At 48.6% G+C, this 14,060-nt stretch carries 12 protein-coding genes; all 12 read right to left on the reverse strand.

All coding sequences use genetic code 11. The features are described 5' to 3' along the window. Positions 1 to 73 precede the first annotated feature (73 nt). Complete coding sequence (locus H6629_03075) at positions 74 to 1,681, reverse strand: M28 family peptidase (protein MCB9066781.1); 1,608 nt, start codon at positions 1,679 to 1,681, stop codon at positions 74 to 76. A 155-nt stretch (positions 1,682 to 1,836) separates the two neighbouring features. After that, positions 1,837 to 3,417 carry a DEAD/DEAH box helicase gene (locus H6629_03080; protein MCB9066782.1) on the reverse strand — a complete coding sequence of 527 codons (1,581 nt, stop codon included), beginning with the start codon at positions 3,415 to 3,417 and terminating at the stop codon, positions 1,837 to 1,839. Between the two features lie 300 nt (positions 3,418 to 3,717). Then, a complete protein-coding gene (locus H6629_03085) occupies positions 3,718 to 4,044 on the reverse strand; it encodes a gliding motility protein GldC (GenBank protein MCB9066783.1) in 327 nt (108 codons plus the stop codon). Between the two features lie 142 nt (positions 4,045 to 4,186). After that, positions 4,187 to 5,719 carry a Ppx/GppA family phosphatase gene (locus H6629_03090; protein MCB9066784.1) on the reverse strand — a complete coding sequence of 511 codons (1,533 nt, stop codon included), beginning with the start codon at positions 5,717 to 5,719 and terminating at the stop codon, positions 4,187 to 4,189. A 199-nt stretch (positions 5,720 to 5,918) separates the two neighbouring features. Continuing rightward, positions 5,919 to 7,064: an alanine--glyoxylate aminotransferase family protein gene (locus H6629_03095; GenBank protein ID MCB9066785.1), complete on the reverse strand. Its 1,146-nt coding sequence runs from the start codon at positions 7,062 to 7,064 to the stop codon at positions 5,919 to 5,921. Positions 7,065 to 7,111: 47 nt separating this feature from the next. Then, the gene (locus tag H6629_03100; protein ID MCB9066786.1) at positions 7,112 to 7,444 is read right to left on the reverse strand and encodes a DUF983 domain-containing protein; all 333 of its coding nucleotides are present in this window, start codon (positions 7,442 to 7,444) and stop codon (positions 7,112 to 7,114) included. Between the two features lie 90 nt (positions 7,445 to 7,534). Then, entirely contained in the window at positions 7,535 to 8,473 is a 939-nt protein-coding gene (locus H6629_03105) for a DUF2156 domain-containing protein (GenBank protein MCB9066787.1), read from the reverse strand. A gap of 28 nt (positions 8,474 to 8,501) precedes the next feature. Continuing rightward, positions 8,502 to 9,005, reverse strand: coding sequence for a hypothetical protein (locus tag H6629_03110; GenBank protein ID MCB9066788.1), 504 nt, complete (start codon positions 9,003 to 9,005; stop codon positions 8,502 to 8,504). 12 nt (positions 9,006 to 9,017) lie between these two features. Beyond that, complete coding sequence (locus H6629_03115; protein MCB9066789.1) at positions 9,018 to 11,165, reverse strand: hypothetical protein; 2,148 nt, start codon at positions 11,163 to 11,165, stop codon at positions 9,018 to 9,020. 19 nt (positions 11,166 to 11,184) lie between these two features. Further along, the gene (locus tag H6629_03120; GenBank protein ID MCB9066790.1) at positions 11,185 to 12,657 is read right to left on the reverse strand and encodes an oligosaccharide flippase family protein; all 1,473 of its coding nucleotides are present in this window, start codon (positions 12,655 to 12,657) and stop codon (positions 11,185 to 11,187) included. Positions 12,658 to 12,669: 12 nt separating this feature from the next. After that, complete coding sequence (locus H6629_03125; GenBank protein MCB9066791.1) at positions 12,670 to 13,431, reverse strand: MBL fold metallo-hydrolase; 762 nt, start codon at positions 13,429 to 13,431, stop codon at positions 12,670 to 12,672. A gap of 81 nt (positions 13,432 to 13,512) precedes the next feature. Next, entirely contained in the window at positions 13,513 to 13,974 is a 462-nt protein-coding gene (locus tag H6629_03130) for a hypothetical protein (GenBank protein MCB9066792.1), read from the reverse strand. Positions 13,975 to 14,060 lie beyond the last annotated feature (86 nt).

Genomic DNA, 14,060 nt, shown 5'->3' on the forward strand with positions numbered 1-14,060 from the left:
TTTTTGAATCTGTTTTTACAAAAAAAGCCCCGCTTACACAGGGCTTTAAAATTAAACAAAATTGTTGCAACTATTATTTCGTCGAAAGCGGTTCATCCAGCACGGGAATATCGGCATCGTTGGCCAGCGCGTTGGTGGTTTCATACACCAGTTGCACCACTTTAGTCATCTTCGGGATGTCAATTTTATCAGCCGTGTCGGTCGGTTTGTGGTAATCCGGGTGCGCACCGGTGGAGAAAAACAGCGCCGGAATCCCCTTTTCGATAAACGGGTACTGGTCGCTGCGACGGATAACGCCCTGTGCATCGTCATAATCATACAGCAGCTCCAACCCGTAGTTTTTATTGGCGTTATCCGCGACGCTCTTCATGCCTGCGCTGCGGCTGGTGCCGATCACATACAGCGAATTTTTGCTTTCCTCCGCAGTCACCGTCCGGAATCCGCGTCGGGCGCGTTCGCTCATGGATGCCGTATCTTCGTTCCTGCCGATCATATCCAGATTGACCATCGCTTTGGTATTTTTCAGCGGTACCAGCGGATGTGCTACATAATACCGCGAGCCGATCAGCCCTTTTTCCTCGGCGGTAAACGCGATAAACAACATGCTGCGCTGCGGTTTCGTGCCGTTGCCAAAGGCTTCCGCGAGTTCCAGCAAACCGGTGGTGCCGGAAGCATTGTCATCCGCGCCGTTGTAAATATCTTCGTCCCGGCGACCTTCGTGATCGTAATGTGCGCCAACCACAACGGTTTCGTCGGTTTCGCCTTTCAGCAATCCGACCACGTTTTTCACATCCACTTTTTTCTCGGTCAATTGCGTCTGAAACGTTACCGTTTGATTGTTGATAATAAACGACTTAGGCTTTACGGTTCTGTCGATTTCCATTTGCCATTCATCGACTGTTTTGCCGCTGCCGGAAAGTATCGTATTGGCAAGTTCGCCGGTAATCCATGCGCAGGGGATGTCCATTTTCTCATCCGATAATTTTGGCCAGGATTTCAGCCAGCCGGGAATCCGATCATCGCGATGATTGCCGGTATCGTTGACCAACAACATGCCCACAGCGCCGTGTTTTTGGGCAGTTTTCGCTTTTTCCTCAAATCCGGCATATTTGGTGAACGCCCTGCCGTCGAACACGCTGGTGCTGTCCCGTTCCTGCGGTTCGTGGCGCATCACCAGCACAATTTTGCCGCGAACATCGATATTTTTGTAATCATCATAGCCCAATTCCGGCGCGGTGATACCGTATCCGGCAAATGCCAGCGGCGCAACCACTTTTTGGCTGGCGGAGAATGGAAAGATGAAAAAATCGTCATTCATTTGAAAAAAACGGGTGATGTTCGCACCGTTATTATTGCTGCTCAGTTCGATGAAATTGGCTTCGCCGAGATCGCTGTAAGTGAGCTGGAAATTCTGAAAATAGCTGTTGTCATCGCCAACCGGCTGCAATCCGGCGTCCGCGAACTGCGCGGCGATGTATGCGGCAGCGTAATCACTGCTTTTTTCACCGGCTTCCCGCCCTTCCAGCAAATCGGATGCGAGATAGTTGATATGCGCTGAAATTTCATGTTCGGTAATCGACGCAACACCGCCGCCCGACTGCGCAAAACCTGCGCCTGCCAACAGCACACCAATTAATACAAACCGGTATATTTTGATAAAATTGTTTCCGGTGAACTTCATTTCTGTCTCCAACGCTAAAAATTTTAACACAGGTTAATTTGGCTACCGATTGTACGGGAATTCCATTTTTTTTCAAACGGATTTTTTCGTTAAAACAAAAAAAGGGAATACCCATTCGCATTCCCTTTTGAAAAAACATCTGTTTTGGTTACCGGTTAATTTTTTCCGCCGGCAACTTCGACAAAGCGGCGTTTTCCGCGATTTTCCTTTTGGAACGTCTGCAAAATGCGTTCGGCTTCCCGGAAAGGGACCGTGATAAACGAATAATTATCAAGCACTTGCACGTTGTCAATTTTGCGATCGTCGATTTGTGCACGGGTGCGGATAAAGTTCACCAACTTGCGTTTGCTGATGTTATCCTTTTTCCCGATGCCGATAAACAGCCGCGTTTTGCCCTGAATTTTCGGATACACATCGCGAATTTCGTTATAATTTTCCGGGTTCAGTTCATCCGCAAAAGAGTGCATCAACAGAGCGGCAAGCGCTTTTTCCGGCGTGCTTTCTTCGAGAATTTCCCGGGCGAGATTGTAAATATTTTCCGGAATGTCCGATTGGGACAAACGATCCACTTCCGAGCGAATCCGGGATTTTTTTACATCGATAATTTCCTGAATTTTGGGCAATTTCTCTTTACGAATATCCGTTTTTGCAGCTTTTTGGATGAACATCAGCCGGCGGTATTCCTGCGGTGTGATAAACGTGATTGCCGTGCCTTCGTTGCCCGCGCGTCCGGTTCGCCCGATGCGGTGAACATACGATTGCGGATCTTGCGGCAGCGCGTAATTGATCACGTGTGTCAGGTTTTGCACATCGATTCCGCGAGCGGCAACGTCTGTCGCCACCAAAATGGTGATGTGCTGTTTTTTAAACCGCTCGAGAATTTTTTCCCGCTGCGTTTGCGATACATCGCCGTGCAGCGCTTCTGCATCGTATCCGCGATCGATCATATGCGCGGCAATTTTATCCACATCGTTTTTGGTGCGGCAAAAAATCAGCCCGTAAAACGCCTCTTCGATGTCGATGATGCGGCAAAGTGCCTCAAATTTGTCCGATTCCGACACTTCAAAATAAATCTGATCGGTCAGATCGGTGGTAATTTTCTGCTCTTCCGTGCGGATAATTTCATGGTTTCTCATGAATTTCCGGGCGATTTCGCGAATTTCCGGCGGAATGGTTGCCGAAAACAACAGCGTTGTGCGATCCGGGTTGGTTTCGGTGAGAATCGTTTTCACATCGTCGATAAAGCCCATGTTGAGCATTTCGTCCGCTTCGTCCAAAACCACATATTTTACCTGGTTAAGAATGAGGCTGCCGCGGCGCATGTGATCCATGATCCGTCCGGGCGTGCCCACCACAATATCCACCCCGCGATGCAGGTGTTTCAGTTGCAATCCCATGGATTGTCCGCCGTAAATCGGCACGATACTCAACCGTTTTCTGCCACGCAGCGAATTCAATTCTTCCGAAACCTGGATGGCCAGCTCGCGGGTTGGCGCCAGCACCAACACCTGCGGGAAGTTGCTCCGCTCGCTGATTTTATCGATAATCGGGATACCGAACGCGGCGGTTTTGCCGGTTCCGGTTTGTGCCATACCGACAAAATCACGATTTTCGTCCAAAATAAGGGGAATTGTTTTTTCCTGAATGGGAGTGGGAATTTCAAATCCTTTGTTCTTTAAGGCGCTCAACATTTCTGTTGATAACCGGAACTTTGCAAATCCGTCAAAATTTTCCATTTACGTCCAATCTTCTAAAATAAATCTTACAAAAAGGTAACGGTTGTTAACCGCAGCGGGCGCTGATTTCGCAGAGAAAAACGAGGTAGGAATTATTGAATTGTCAAATCTTTAATCGATGCTCTTTACTCTACGCTATTCAGGCGTTGCCGTCTAACCATTGCCTCAAACAATAGCTGCGCAAGTTACATAACTTTTGAAAGATTTCTGCATGTTTAATAAAAAACATGGCGAAATGACAGCTAATTTCAGAATTTTCGGTGTTTGTTACCAAAAAACAGCCGGCACCCTGGCTGTATTCTATTTTTCTTTTGTGGCCTGAGCAAATTGGTGGGCAAACTGGCGAAGCATATCTGCAGCGGTTTTGTTGCGGGTGGCGCGTTCATACGTATCGGCCATGCTCATCAGGCTGTAAAAATAATGGACAGTCATGTGTTGCATGAGCATATCTTTCGTCCACAATTCGAAATTCAGGCTGCTTTTGGCATCTTTATCCCACAGGTGAATCATCATTGCCTGAACCGCTTTTTCGCCTTCAAAATCGGCGTCATCTGCGCTCCATTCAATTTGGGCGGGCATTTTATTTTCATCCAGCGTAATTTTGAATTTGATCTCTTTTTGGCTCATCGCTCATCTTCTTTTTGGTTCATTTTTTTGCACCCAATGTAATTCGCGAACGGCAATGCTGCAAACGGATTTCCAATTACTTCAGTGAAAGGATAAGGGATAAAGGATAAAGGAGAAAATGTAATCGGCTGAAAACTGACCGCTAATCCCCCGCTTTTTCGATGACAATTTTGCGCTCTAACGCCCGTTCCAATGGTTCGACCAACCGGCGCGCGCCCCACAAATCCAGTTCCAGATCGCCTTTTCCGCTGATAAAAATGTGAATTTGTTTATCCTCAATTTCCAGCGCCAATTGTTTGACCGATTGCGTTTGCCCGCGATCCAGCCCCACGGCAACCCGCAACATTGCCGCAAGAATTTGCAAAATTCGGCGTTGATTTTTGCTAAATTCCTTTATTTCGTCGCTTTTTTGCGGCTCGGATTTCCGGTGAAACCGGACGATATTGCCGATGAGCAGTACCTCTTCATCGGTAAATCCGCGCAGTTGCGCATGCGAAATTATGTATTTCGAATGCCGGTGATACGATTTAAAATTGATGTATTGCCCGATGCTGTGCAGCAGCGCCGCATAATTGAGCAGGCTGCGTTCCGGTGTGCCAAGTCCGTGTAATTTTTGAGTTTGGTCGAATATTTCCAGCGCCATTCCGGCGATGTGTTTTTCCCGTTGGCCGTTGCGCTCGTATTTGCGGGCGAGTTGCACCACGCTGCGGTGGCGCACATTGGCGATCGACGGAAAAATATCAATTTTGGGATGCCGTTTCAGATAATCCAGAATCACACCTTCGCGCAGCGATGCGTCGCAAAGCGTCATCTGCTCGGCTTTGATCGATTTCAGCAATTGGGTGAGCAGCACGCCGCCGAGGTGAATTGTGTCCGTCCGCTCGATGCCGATTGGCGAAAATTTGGTGCGATCGGCCGGTTTCAACTTCGCCAGCTTGCCGACCAGTTTGCGCAAATCTTTGGTGTGGATTACTTCCGCGTTTACGGAAATCACATTGTCCCGGCCGGTCATCCGCAACGTGGCTTCGCCGAGAGTACGGATCGTGCCGGATGTCCCGATAATTTTTGTAAATCCTACCTTTTGGGCGCGTTTCAAAATATCGCCGGCCATCGCTTTGATGTGCCCTTCGAGAATTTTGCGAACATCTGCATTTAACGCCCCGTCGTGGGTTACCAAATCCAGCAATCGCTGAACGCCCAGTTTTGTGCTCTCGCCCATCAGCAATTCTTTGCGATTGCCGACGGCAAATTCTACACTGCCGCCGCCGATATCGATCACCAACGCATTCTCATTTTGCAGATTGATGGCCTGCTGAACCGCCAGAAAAATCAGCTCCGATTCTTCCGAACCGGGAATAATTCGCGGCTCGATGCCAGTTTCCTGCACAATCTGATCCAGAAAACGCCCGCCGTTTTGGGCTTCGCGGGTGGCGCTGGTGGCGACGGCTAAAATTTCATCGACATCGTGGCTGTCCGCCAGCTTCACATATTTGCGCACCGCCTGCACACCCGCTTCGAACGCGCGTTCGCTGAGTTGGTGGGTGCGAAAAACGCCCGCGCCCAGCTTCACCATTTCTTTTTCGCGATCGATGATTTCCAGACCGCCCTGCGCGGTGGCTTCGGCGATCACCATATGGATGGAATTTGAACCGATGTCGATGGCTGCCAATTTCATAAACCCGTTGCTCTCCCAAGTTTTGGTCTGCGAACGATTGCAATACCGCCCGTTACCACATTCGGCAAAAAGTTGCGAATGGATAAGCTTACGCAGACGATCCGCTGGAATCAATCTTTCTGTAAAGATTCTATTCCGCGCAAACAAAAAAGGGCGAACAAATGTTCGCCCCATAAATAATTAATTTTACGACACTTGTTTACTTCGCCAGCACAATTTTCAGTGCACTGAGCAACATCATCACATTTTCCGGGCGGGAGTTGTAGCCCATCAACCCGACGCGCCACACTTTGCCGCCGAGTTCGCCCAATCCTCCGGCAATCTCGATATTGAATTCTTCGAGCAGCCGGCGTTGCACATCTTTTCCGTTAACGCCATCGGGAATTTTTACGGTCGTGAGGCTGGCGAGCCGGTTTTCCGGTGCAACGTGGCAGTGCAGTCCCATCTCTTCCAATCCGCTCCAGAATTGCTCTGCCGTTTCGCGGTGGCGTTGCCAACGGGCTTCCAACCCTTCTTCCGCAACCACGCTCAGCGCTTCGCGGAGGGCGTAATTCATGTTGATCGGCGCAGTGTGATGGTAGGTTCGGCTGCCGCCCCAGTAGTTCATCAGCATCGTCATATCCAGATACCAGTTGGCAACCCGCGTTTTGCGATTGCGCAATTTGTTGACCGCGCGCTCGTTGAACGTCAGCGGCGCGATGCCGGGCGGGCAGTTGAGGCATTTCTGGCTGCCGCTGTATGCAGCGTCAATTTTCCAGGCATCGATAAACAGCGGCACACCGCCGAGACTGGTGACGGTATCCGCGAGCAGCAAACAGTCGTATTGGCGACACAATTCGCCGAGCTTTTCCATCGGCTGGCGGGCGCCGGTGGAGGTTTCCGCATGAACGATGCCCATCACCGCCGGACGGTGTTCTTTCAGCGCAGCTTCAATTTCTTCGACGGAAAACACTTCGCCCCACGGTTTGTCGATGCGCACCACTTCCGCGTTGTATCGCGATGCCATGTCAATCATCCGCAGCCCAAAATAACCGTTCACCGCAACCAGCATTTTGTCGCCCGGTTCAATCAAATTGGCAATGCTGGCTTCCATTGCGGCGCTGCCGGTGCCGCTCACGGGAATGGTAAATGTGTTATCTGTCTGAAATGTGTATCGCAGCAATTCCTGCACCTCGTCCATCAGGCTCAAAAATTGCGGATCGAGATGCCCGACCTGCCGCGTGCCGATCGCCTGCAAAATACGCGGATGCGCATTGGACGGTCCCGGACCGAACAAATATCGCGGCGTGATGTCCAGTTGTTTGGCTTTCAGCCGGTGTGTGTCGTTGATGGGTAAATTTGCCATGGTTTTTCCCCCTTCAATGCAAATTTGTCGATATATTTTTCAAACATTTATTCGGGATGAAAATAGGTAAAATCGATATACAGCCAGATGGTGCGGGAATACTGGAAAAACACCGGCACGCAAATCACTAAAATTGCTGCAACAATTGCCAGATTTGTGCCGATCGGAACGCCTTTGAACAGCAGCGTCACCCAAATTGGCGTGATCAGAAAAACGGAAAACAGCCAGTTGATCACCATTGCGCCGGTGTAATATCCCTGCTCGCGATCAAATTTCATATCGCAATTAATGCAGTGGTCATTCATCCGAAAAATGCCGCTGAACAGCTTGCCTTTCCGGCATTTTGGGCAACGGCGGGTCAATAATCCAAAAATGTTCATTTCGCAAACTCTGTTTTTTTATCGTTCAATTTAAGCGTATTTGGCTGGATTGAAAAAAGCTTTTTTTAGAAAAGTGAACAAATGCACGAGTTAGGTTTTCCGAAACGGCAGCACCAGTCGCCGCCCGGCGGCAAATGCAACCAGTTGCAACAAACGGGTTTGCATGAACACATCTGCGAGCAAAGTAACAGGAATTTCCGGTTTTCCGCACAAAAAAACCGGTCGCCATTCCGGCAAAAATTTATTTTTGAAGCGATATAAACCGCGATAATCGTACGCAAAGCGCACCGTTTGACCGGCAAATTTTACCAATTTTGCTGTCCGGCACATTGGCGGCGCGGTGTAAAAAAACGGCGCTTCGCCAAGGCTCCAGCGAAAATGTCCCTCATCCCGAAGTTGCTCAAAAATGGCCGCAAACAACGCTTCCATAATTCCGGCCGGTGATTTTCTGGCTTTCAAAATGAGTTCCGTGTGCCAGTTACCCGGAGCGGATGCTGTGAGCAGCACAGCGCCAAGCCATTGTTTTTGCTGCGTTTGAAACACAAAACACCGTTGCCCGGATAACAAATCGCTGCGAAATAAATAACGCAATTGTGGTTCCAACCCGTGCCGGGAGTGCACCTGCAACGCCGCGAATTTTCCGGCATTTTCGGTTGAAATTGCAACTTCGGCGGCGCTTCCCCAGCGGTTCCCCCGGCGCACCAAATCACGTAATGATCGTTTATCGAAGTGATTACCGCGCAAATTTAACAGCGCTTCGCTGCCATTGGGCAGCGTTTGCCATTTCATTTTCGCCAAAAAATCTGCAATTTGCGGTGGGCAGCCACGCAAATATATTTTTTCGCGATGCTCAAGCTGCGTCCGGTAAAATTCGCGAAACGTTTGTCCGTCCGGTAAATTAGCGAAAAACAGCCAGCGGTAGCAGGAAAATCGCAATTGCAATTCCCGCACATCCGGTTGTGCAACCGGTTGCCGCAGCCAGCTCAACGGCAGTTCGTTTTCGGGGTAATTTTGGTTTAATTGTGGCATTTGCAGAAAAAATATGGCGGGAAACCGCTCACCGGATAAATGTTACCAACCAGCGGCGCAGCAAATCCAGCGCAATCGCGGCGTAGAGAAAAATTACCAGATAGCCAAACCAGCGACGAATCTGGTTGAGATCGTTTACGCCGATTTCCGGGGACAGAAAAACGTTGCCGGCGCGAAGTCCGAGCACGTTGGGGCTTTCCGGGCGGGGGAGCCAAATCTGAATGTTGTCCGATTGCCGGAGCGCGCTCAACAGCGAGTCCGCGCTGATGTAATTTTGCCACAATTTTGGCGGAAAATGATAGCCTCTCCCCGATTCGATCAACACGATATCGCCGCCAATTTTTTCACCGCTGATGGTCAGCGTCGGGCTCACGCCTTCCTGCTCAATTTTGGCGTCGGTCAACACCATTTGGGTTAAATTTTCAACGGAACGTTCGGGGAAAAACAGCAGATATGCCACCCATAAAAAGGTGGTGATCACAATTCCGTAAATCGTGCTTTTGTTAATATTTAGCGATGTTTTTTCTGGCAATATAATGTCCTGTTATTTGGCTATTTTGGGAATTGGCACTTCGATGAGCTGCGCAGGCGGAAACACCTCGCGATTTTTGCCGTACTGGCGCACCTGAATCTGAAATCCGAGGGTTTCACCGGGATTTATTTGTAAATCCGCAAACGAAATTGCCGCTTCAAAAACCGATTTCATGCGGAATTTTGGCTCGAGCAATTCCCTTTTGGTTTGGCGGGTGCGCGGTTCAAGCTTCTCTAAAATTCCGCGCAACGGCGAAAATAGCAGGTTGAAATTTTGGGGCATTTTTATCGATACCAGAAATTCGTAAAACGGGTCCGGCATTTGAAAAAAATCGATGCGGAAAAAAAATTGCGTGTCATTGTATCCCACTAATAATTTGCGAATCACCCGTTGCGCACGCGGTAAATTTGCGGCATGCACATGATCGCTGTCGTAAACCGCTGCGCCGCTCCATTCCTGCACATCGTGCACTTCGCCATCAATTTTCGGTTGAATTTGCGACAGCGGATGAACCGCGGCAAACCGGTCAAAATGGGTACGTTTTATGGTTTGATACAGCGCTGCAGGCACTTCGCCACCCGCCAGTTTGTAAACATTCATCAAATGTTCGCGAAACAGCCGGTCAAATTCCATATCCTGCGATGATGCATGTTCGTCGCCATACCACCAGCACCAGTCGGAGCCTTCGGCGATGTAAATCTGCTCCCACGCCGCTGCGCTGGTTTCGCCGGAAAGCACGCCTTTGGACTCGCGCATCACCAAAAAATCGCGGGCTTCTTTTAACAATTGCCAGGCTTTCCGGTCCTCTTCCCCGGCAATCCAGATGTTAAAATTGGCGTTCAGCCGACTGCCGGGATGCAATTGCTCCAGCTTTTGGCTTTGCGGTGCGGTTGCCAAAAAATCGCTGTGGGTAAGGGTTTTCAGCAAGGGATCGGCGCTGATTTTTGCGAACAGTGATTCCAGAAAAGTGCGTCCGCCGTCGCTGTAATATTCCCAACTGTTCTCGCCATCGCAAATGATGCTAACGAGATGATCCGGCAATTGCGCCTCGCCGGCGGTGTGGATAATTTCCTGCCGGATGGTGTGCAGGCGCTGGCAAAAATCGGTTGCCGCATCGTCCGCATCCCAGTTGCCATAAACAAAACTGATGGCGTCTGACAAATATGCATCGCGGAAAAATATTTTGATGGAATCGCCGGTTTTATCGTGCCAATGCGGTTGGTGCAACTGATGCTCCGGCGCGTTTCCAAAAGTGCTTCGAACAAAAATACTTTCGTCTGTCGCCACCCATTTAATGCCCTGACGAGCGATTAATTTGATGGTATCCGCAGAAAGCGCGCCTTCCGGCGGGAGCAACCCGGTCGGTTTTTTGCCAAAATGTTGCTCAAAAAATGAGAGTGACATTTGAATTTGCGCCCGCGCGTCTTCCGGATGACGAAACGGCGGATCGGGCAGCTCAATTTCCTGTCCGGATGCGTTGGCAATGCCACTGTCGATCAGCAGCGGCAATATGGGATGATAAAAAGGTGCGGCTACCAACTCGATTCGTTTTTCCAACCACGCCGCCCGATATCGCGGCACAATTTCCTGCAGTATCGTGCGTATTTCGTTAAATAACAGCGCTTTATCGCTTTCGCTAAATTGACTGCCTTTCTCGAACAATTGTTGGATTGCCGGTCGCTCCCGACTGATCGGCCCCATCCAGCAGAGGTTATACCACACCTGCAAATCGCGAATATCCTGCACAGAAAACGCAGCCAACCTTGCGGCATCTGTGGCTTCGGTGGATCGATAGCGGTCACACAGCTCGCGGTATCGCGGATATGGATCGATCATATACGGTTCATACGCCAGGAAAAATGTGCTCAACATCTGTAATCGTTGAGAATCATCGAGTTTTTCCGGAGAAGGTTCGCTCAAATCCCACACAAGATCGCGGGTATTGTTATGTGCGTAATCTAGAATTTGCTGTGCAAGTGACGGTAAAATGTTAAACGTTTGGCGAATTTCCGGAAATTTTTCGGCAATCAAAAGGATATCCAGATAATCCCGGGTGGCGTGAAATCGCACCCAGGGCATTTGAAAAACACCCTGCGAATTTTTATAATACGGTTGGTGAAAATGCCACAAAAAGGCAATTTGCAACGGATGGTTTGCCATAACAATAATTTTCCGAAAGCTAAGATGAGCGCTGACGTTTCAAAAATCCGACAGCGAGTTGGCGTTCCCGGTGATTGAGTATTCCAAATATACAATAAAAAACGGCGACAGTCATCAACAGAATCCGCCAGCCAAATCCCGGTTGCAACAAATAAAATATCGCAAAAGCTGCGGCGATCAGCAACAGCATCCGGGAAACCCGCCCCCATTCAATTTTTAGCGGATAAATCCGGTTGGCAAACAGATAGATTGCGATCGTCATTGCCAGATAACTGAATAAAGTAGACCACGCCGCTCCCCAAAAACTGTTCAGCAACGGCAACAACCAAAGGTTCGCCAAAATATTGACAGCCGCACCGGTTCCGGTAAAAATGATCATGTATTGGGTTTTTTTGCGAATATAAAATCCGGGTGTCAGAATCACATAAATCCCGAAAAAATAATAGGATAACAAAATGATCGGAATAATTGGCGTGCCTGCCCAATAAGCTTTTTCGCTCAAAATATAGTATTCCCCAAAAAATGGGAACGTCAGTAAATCGCCGATAAAAAAGCTTACGACCAACGTAAACAACCCAATACTGGTCACATAATAGGTGAACACCCGCGCGTAAACATCCCGGGCATCCGGTTTGTTGGCAATTTTGAGAAAAAACGGCTGCCAGGCATTGCGAAACGCGGTTACCAGCATCAGCAAAATGGCACCGAAACGGTAATTCGCGCGATAAACAGCAACAGCCTCTTTGCTGAGCAGCGATTTTACCAGAAAATTATCCACCAGTTCGATGGTCATAAACGCAATACCGTTGGGCAGCAGCGGCAGCCCGAAAGCCAGCAGCGATTTTGCCAATTGCCAATCAATTTTCGGGCGAAGGTAGCGAAATAACACCGGCAGCATCACCAGCAAATTAATCAGCGCAGCGCCCAAACTGGTGTAAAAAATGCCCGGTACGCCATATTTTAAAACCACAACAAACAACACATTAAGCCCTAATTCCAGCAAAAATCGCAGGCTTTTGAACAATGTAAATTGAATGGATTTTTCTTCTGCGCGGAGCACGTTGTACGCCAGATTCGCATAAGCATCCACCAACGGAATAATTGCAGCAATGTGAATCAATCCAACCTGTGTCGGGTCGTCCATCAGCAATGCGGCGAGCTGTTCATCCATCAGCCAGATCACTGCGCTCATCGCGGAGCAAGTGACCAACAGCATCCAGAATGTTGCGGAAAACACCGATTTACGATCCTGATTATCGAGAAAAAAATAGCGCATCATCGCGGAATCCAGTCCCAACAAATAGAAAAAATTCATGAACGCGATGAAGGTATAAACCAGCACATAATTACTAAAATCTGATGTGGACGGGATATAATCGAAATTGGTGTAAATGGGGATCAGCAGCAACCCGGGCAATCGCTGCATGGCGGTGCTGATGGCATAAATTGCCGAATGGCGGGCGAGGTTGGAAATCTGGCGACGGAGGCTCATTCAGTGCGATCCTTACAGCTCAAATTTCAGACCGTCATACGCCAAATGGATATTTGGCGGCAGCTCGGCTTCGGTTTCGTCGTGCAAAATGGCGTGGGAAAGATGAGTGAAATACGTCTGTTCGGCACCGATTTTTTGCGCTTCCACTATCGCCTGATCAATGGTAAAATGGGTCGGGTGCGGCTTATGGCGCAGCGCACCTAAAATCAATATTTTCAATCCTTTCAACAGCACATAAGATGCTTCTGGAATTTCGCTGACATCTGTGCAATATGCAAAATCGCCAAAACGAAAGCCCAACACCGGAAGCCGTCCGTGCAGTAACGGCACGGGAATTACCGGCACACCGGCTACTGAAAACGGTTGTTCATCAATAATATTTACAGTTAAGCGCGGCAGGCTGGAAACATATTCGTGAACCTCAAATGCGTAGCGGAATATGCGCTGGATATTCGCGATTGTTTCGCTCATGCCATATAAAGGAATGCTCATTTTGTTCAGTAAATTGAAGCTCCGCAGGTCGTCCATCCCCAAAACGTGATCCACATGATGATGGGTGTAAAGCACGGCATCCAGTCGTTTAATGCCAGACCGAATCATTTGCTGACGGTAATCAGCGGAGGTGTCGATCAAAATTTCCCGGTCGCCGGTTTGGATATAACAGGAAGTTCGCAATCGTTTATCTTTGGAATTTTGCGATTGGCATACCCGGCAATCGCAACCAGCCATCGGAACGCCCATCGAAGTGCCACTGCCCAAAATTTCTATTTTCATGATTTTCCTGTATTTTCCCGAAAAGCCAAAATTTAAACCGCTTTGGGTGTATTCACAACTGCTTTTCAGATCGGGCGATGATTAACTTGCTGCCGCTTCCCGGTTCCAGATGATCAGCACCAACCAGAAAATAAAAATTTGCACAACTACCGGCCAATTTTCCGGCAAATCGATTTCCGATTTTCGCGAAAACGCACCCGTTGGGCGAATATTGCCGATTATTTCGCCATCTTTTTCGAGAACATATTCCCGTTTCCATACGGACACGCGTTTTAGCAAATATGCATCACCGTGAATGGTTAACTCAAATTGATTGCGAAAAGCGCTCGGTTTTTCTGCTTTAATGAAAACTTCATCGCCCATTTTTAGCAAAAATGCACCTTTCAACATTTTTTCCCGCTCGAAACGGTAGGTTTCACCCTCGATAATCAGATCCGCTGCTTCTTTAAATGTGGCGATATCCAAAAACGCGATCTCGCTGCCATCTTCACGAAAAATATGAAAATCACCGGAAAAAGCATGTTTTGGAATGGCTTTCAACATTTTCTGCTCCATTTGGTCATAATTTTTTTATAAACCCTATTCAGAAATTTCAAATTGTCAAAAAAATCGGGCACTAATTAATTTAC

Source organism: Calditrichia bacterium, from assembly GCA_020634975.1.
In the GTDB taxonomy this organism is placed as follows: Bacteria; Calditrichota; Calditrichia; order RBG-13-44-9; family J075; genus JACKAQ01.

Coding starts and splice junctions, on each gene's coding strand:
- H6629_03095 (MCB9066785.1), bottom strand. CDS start 7,064: ATGGCAAATTTACCCATCAACGACACACACCGGCTGAAAGCCAAACAA.
- H6629_03125 (MCB9066791.1), bottom strand. CDS start 13,431: ATGAAAATAGAAATTTTGGGCAGTGGCACTTCGATGGGCGTTCCGATG.
- H6629_03080 (MCB9066782.1), bottom strand. CDS start 3,417: ATGGAAAATTTTGACGGATTTGCAAAGTTCCGGTTATCAACAGAAATG.
- H6629_03115 (MCB9066789.1), bottom strand. CDS start 11,165: ATGGCAAACCATCCGTTGCAAATTGCCTTTTTGTGGCATTTTCACCAA.
- H6629_03105 (MCB9066787.1), bottom strand. CDS start 8,473: ATGCCACAATTAAACCAAAATTACCCCGAAAACGAACTGCCGTTGAGC.
- H6629_03085 (MCB9066783.1), bottom strand. CDS start 4,044: ATGAGCCAAAAAGAGATCAAATTCAAAATTACGCTGGATGAAAATAAA.
- H6629_03130 (MCB9066792.1), bottom strand. CDS start 13,974: ATGTTGAAAGCCATTCCAAAACATGCTTTTTCCGGTGATTTTCATATT.
- H6629_03100 (MCB9066786.1), bottom strand. CDS start 7,444: ATGAACATTTTTGGATTATTGACCCGCCGTTGCCCAAAATGCCGGAAA.
- H6629_03120 (MCB9066790.1), bottom strand. CDS start 12,657: ATGAGCCTCCGTCGCCAGATTTCCAACCTCGCCCGCCATTCGGCAATT.
- H6629_03090 (MCB9066784.1), bottom strand. CDS start 5,719: ATGAAATTGGCAGCCATCGACATCGGTTCAAATTCCATCCATATGGTG.
- H6629_03075 (MCB9066781.1), bottom strand. CDS start 1,681: ATGAAGTTCACCGGAAACAATTTTATCAAAATATACCGGTTTGTATTA.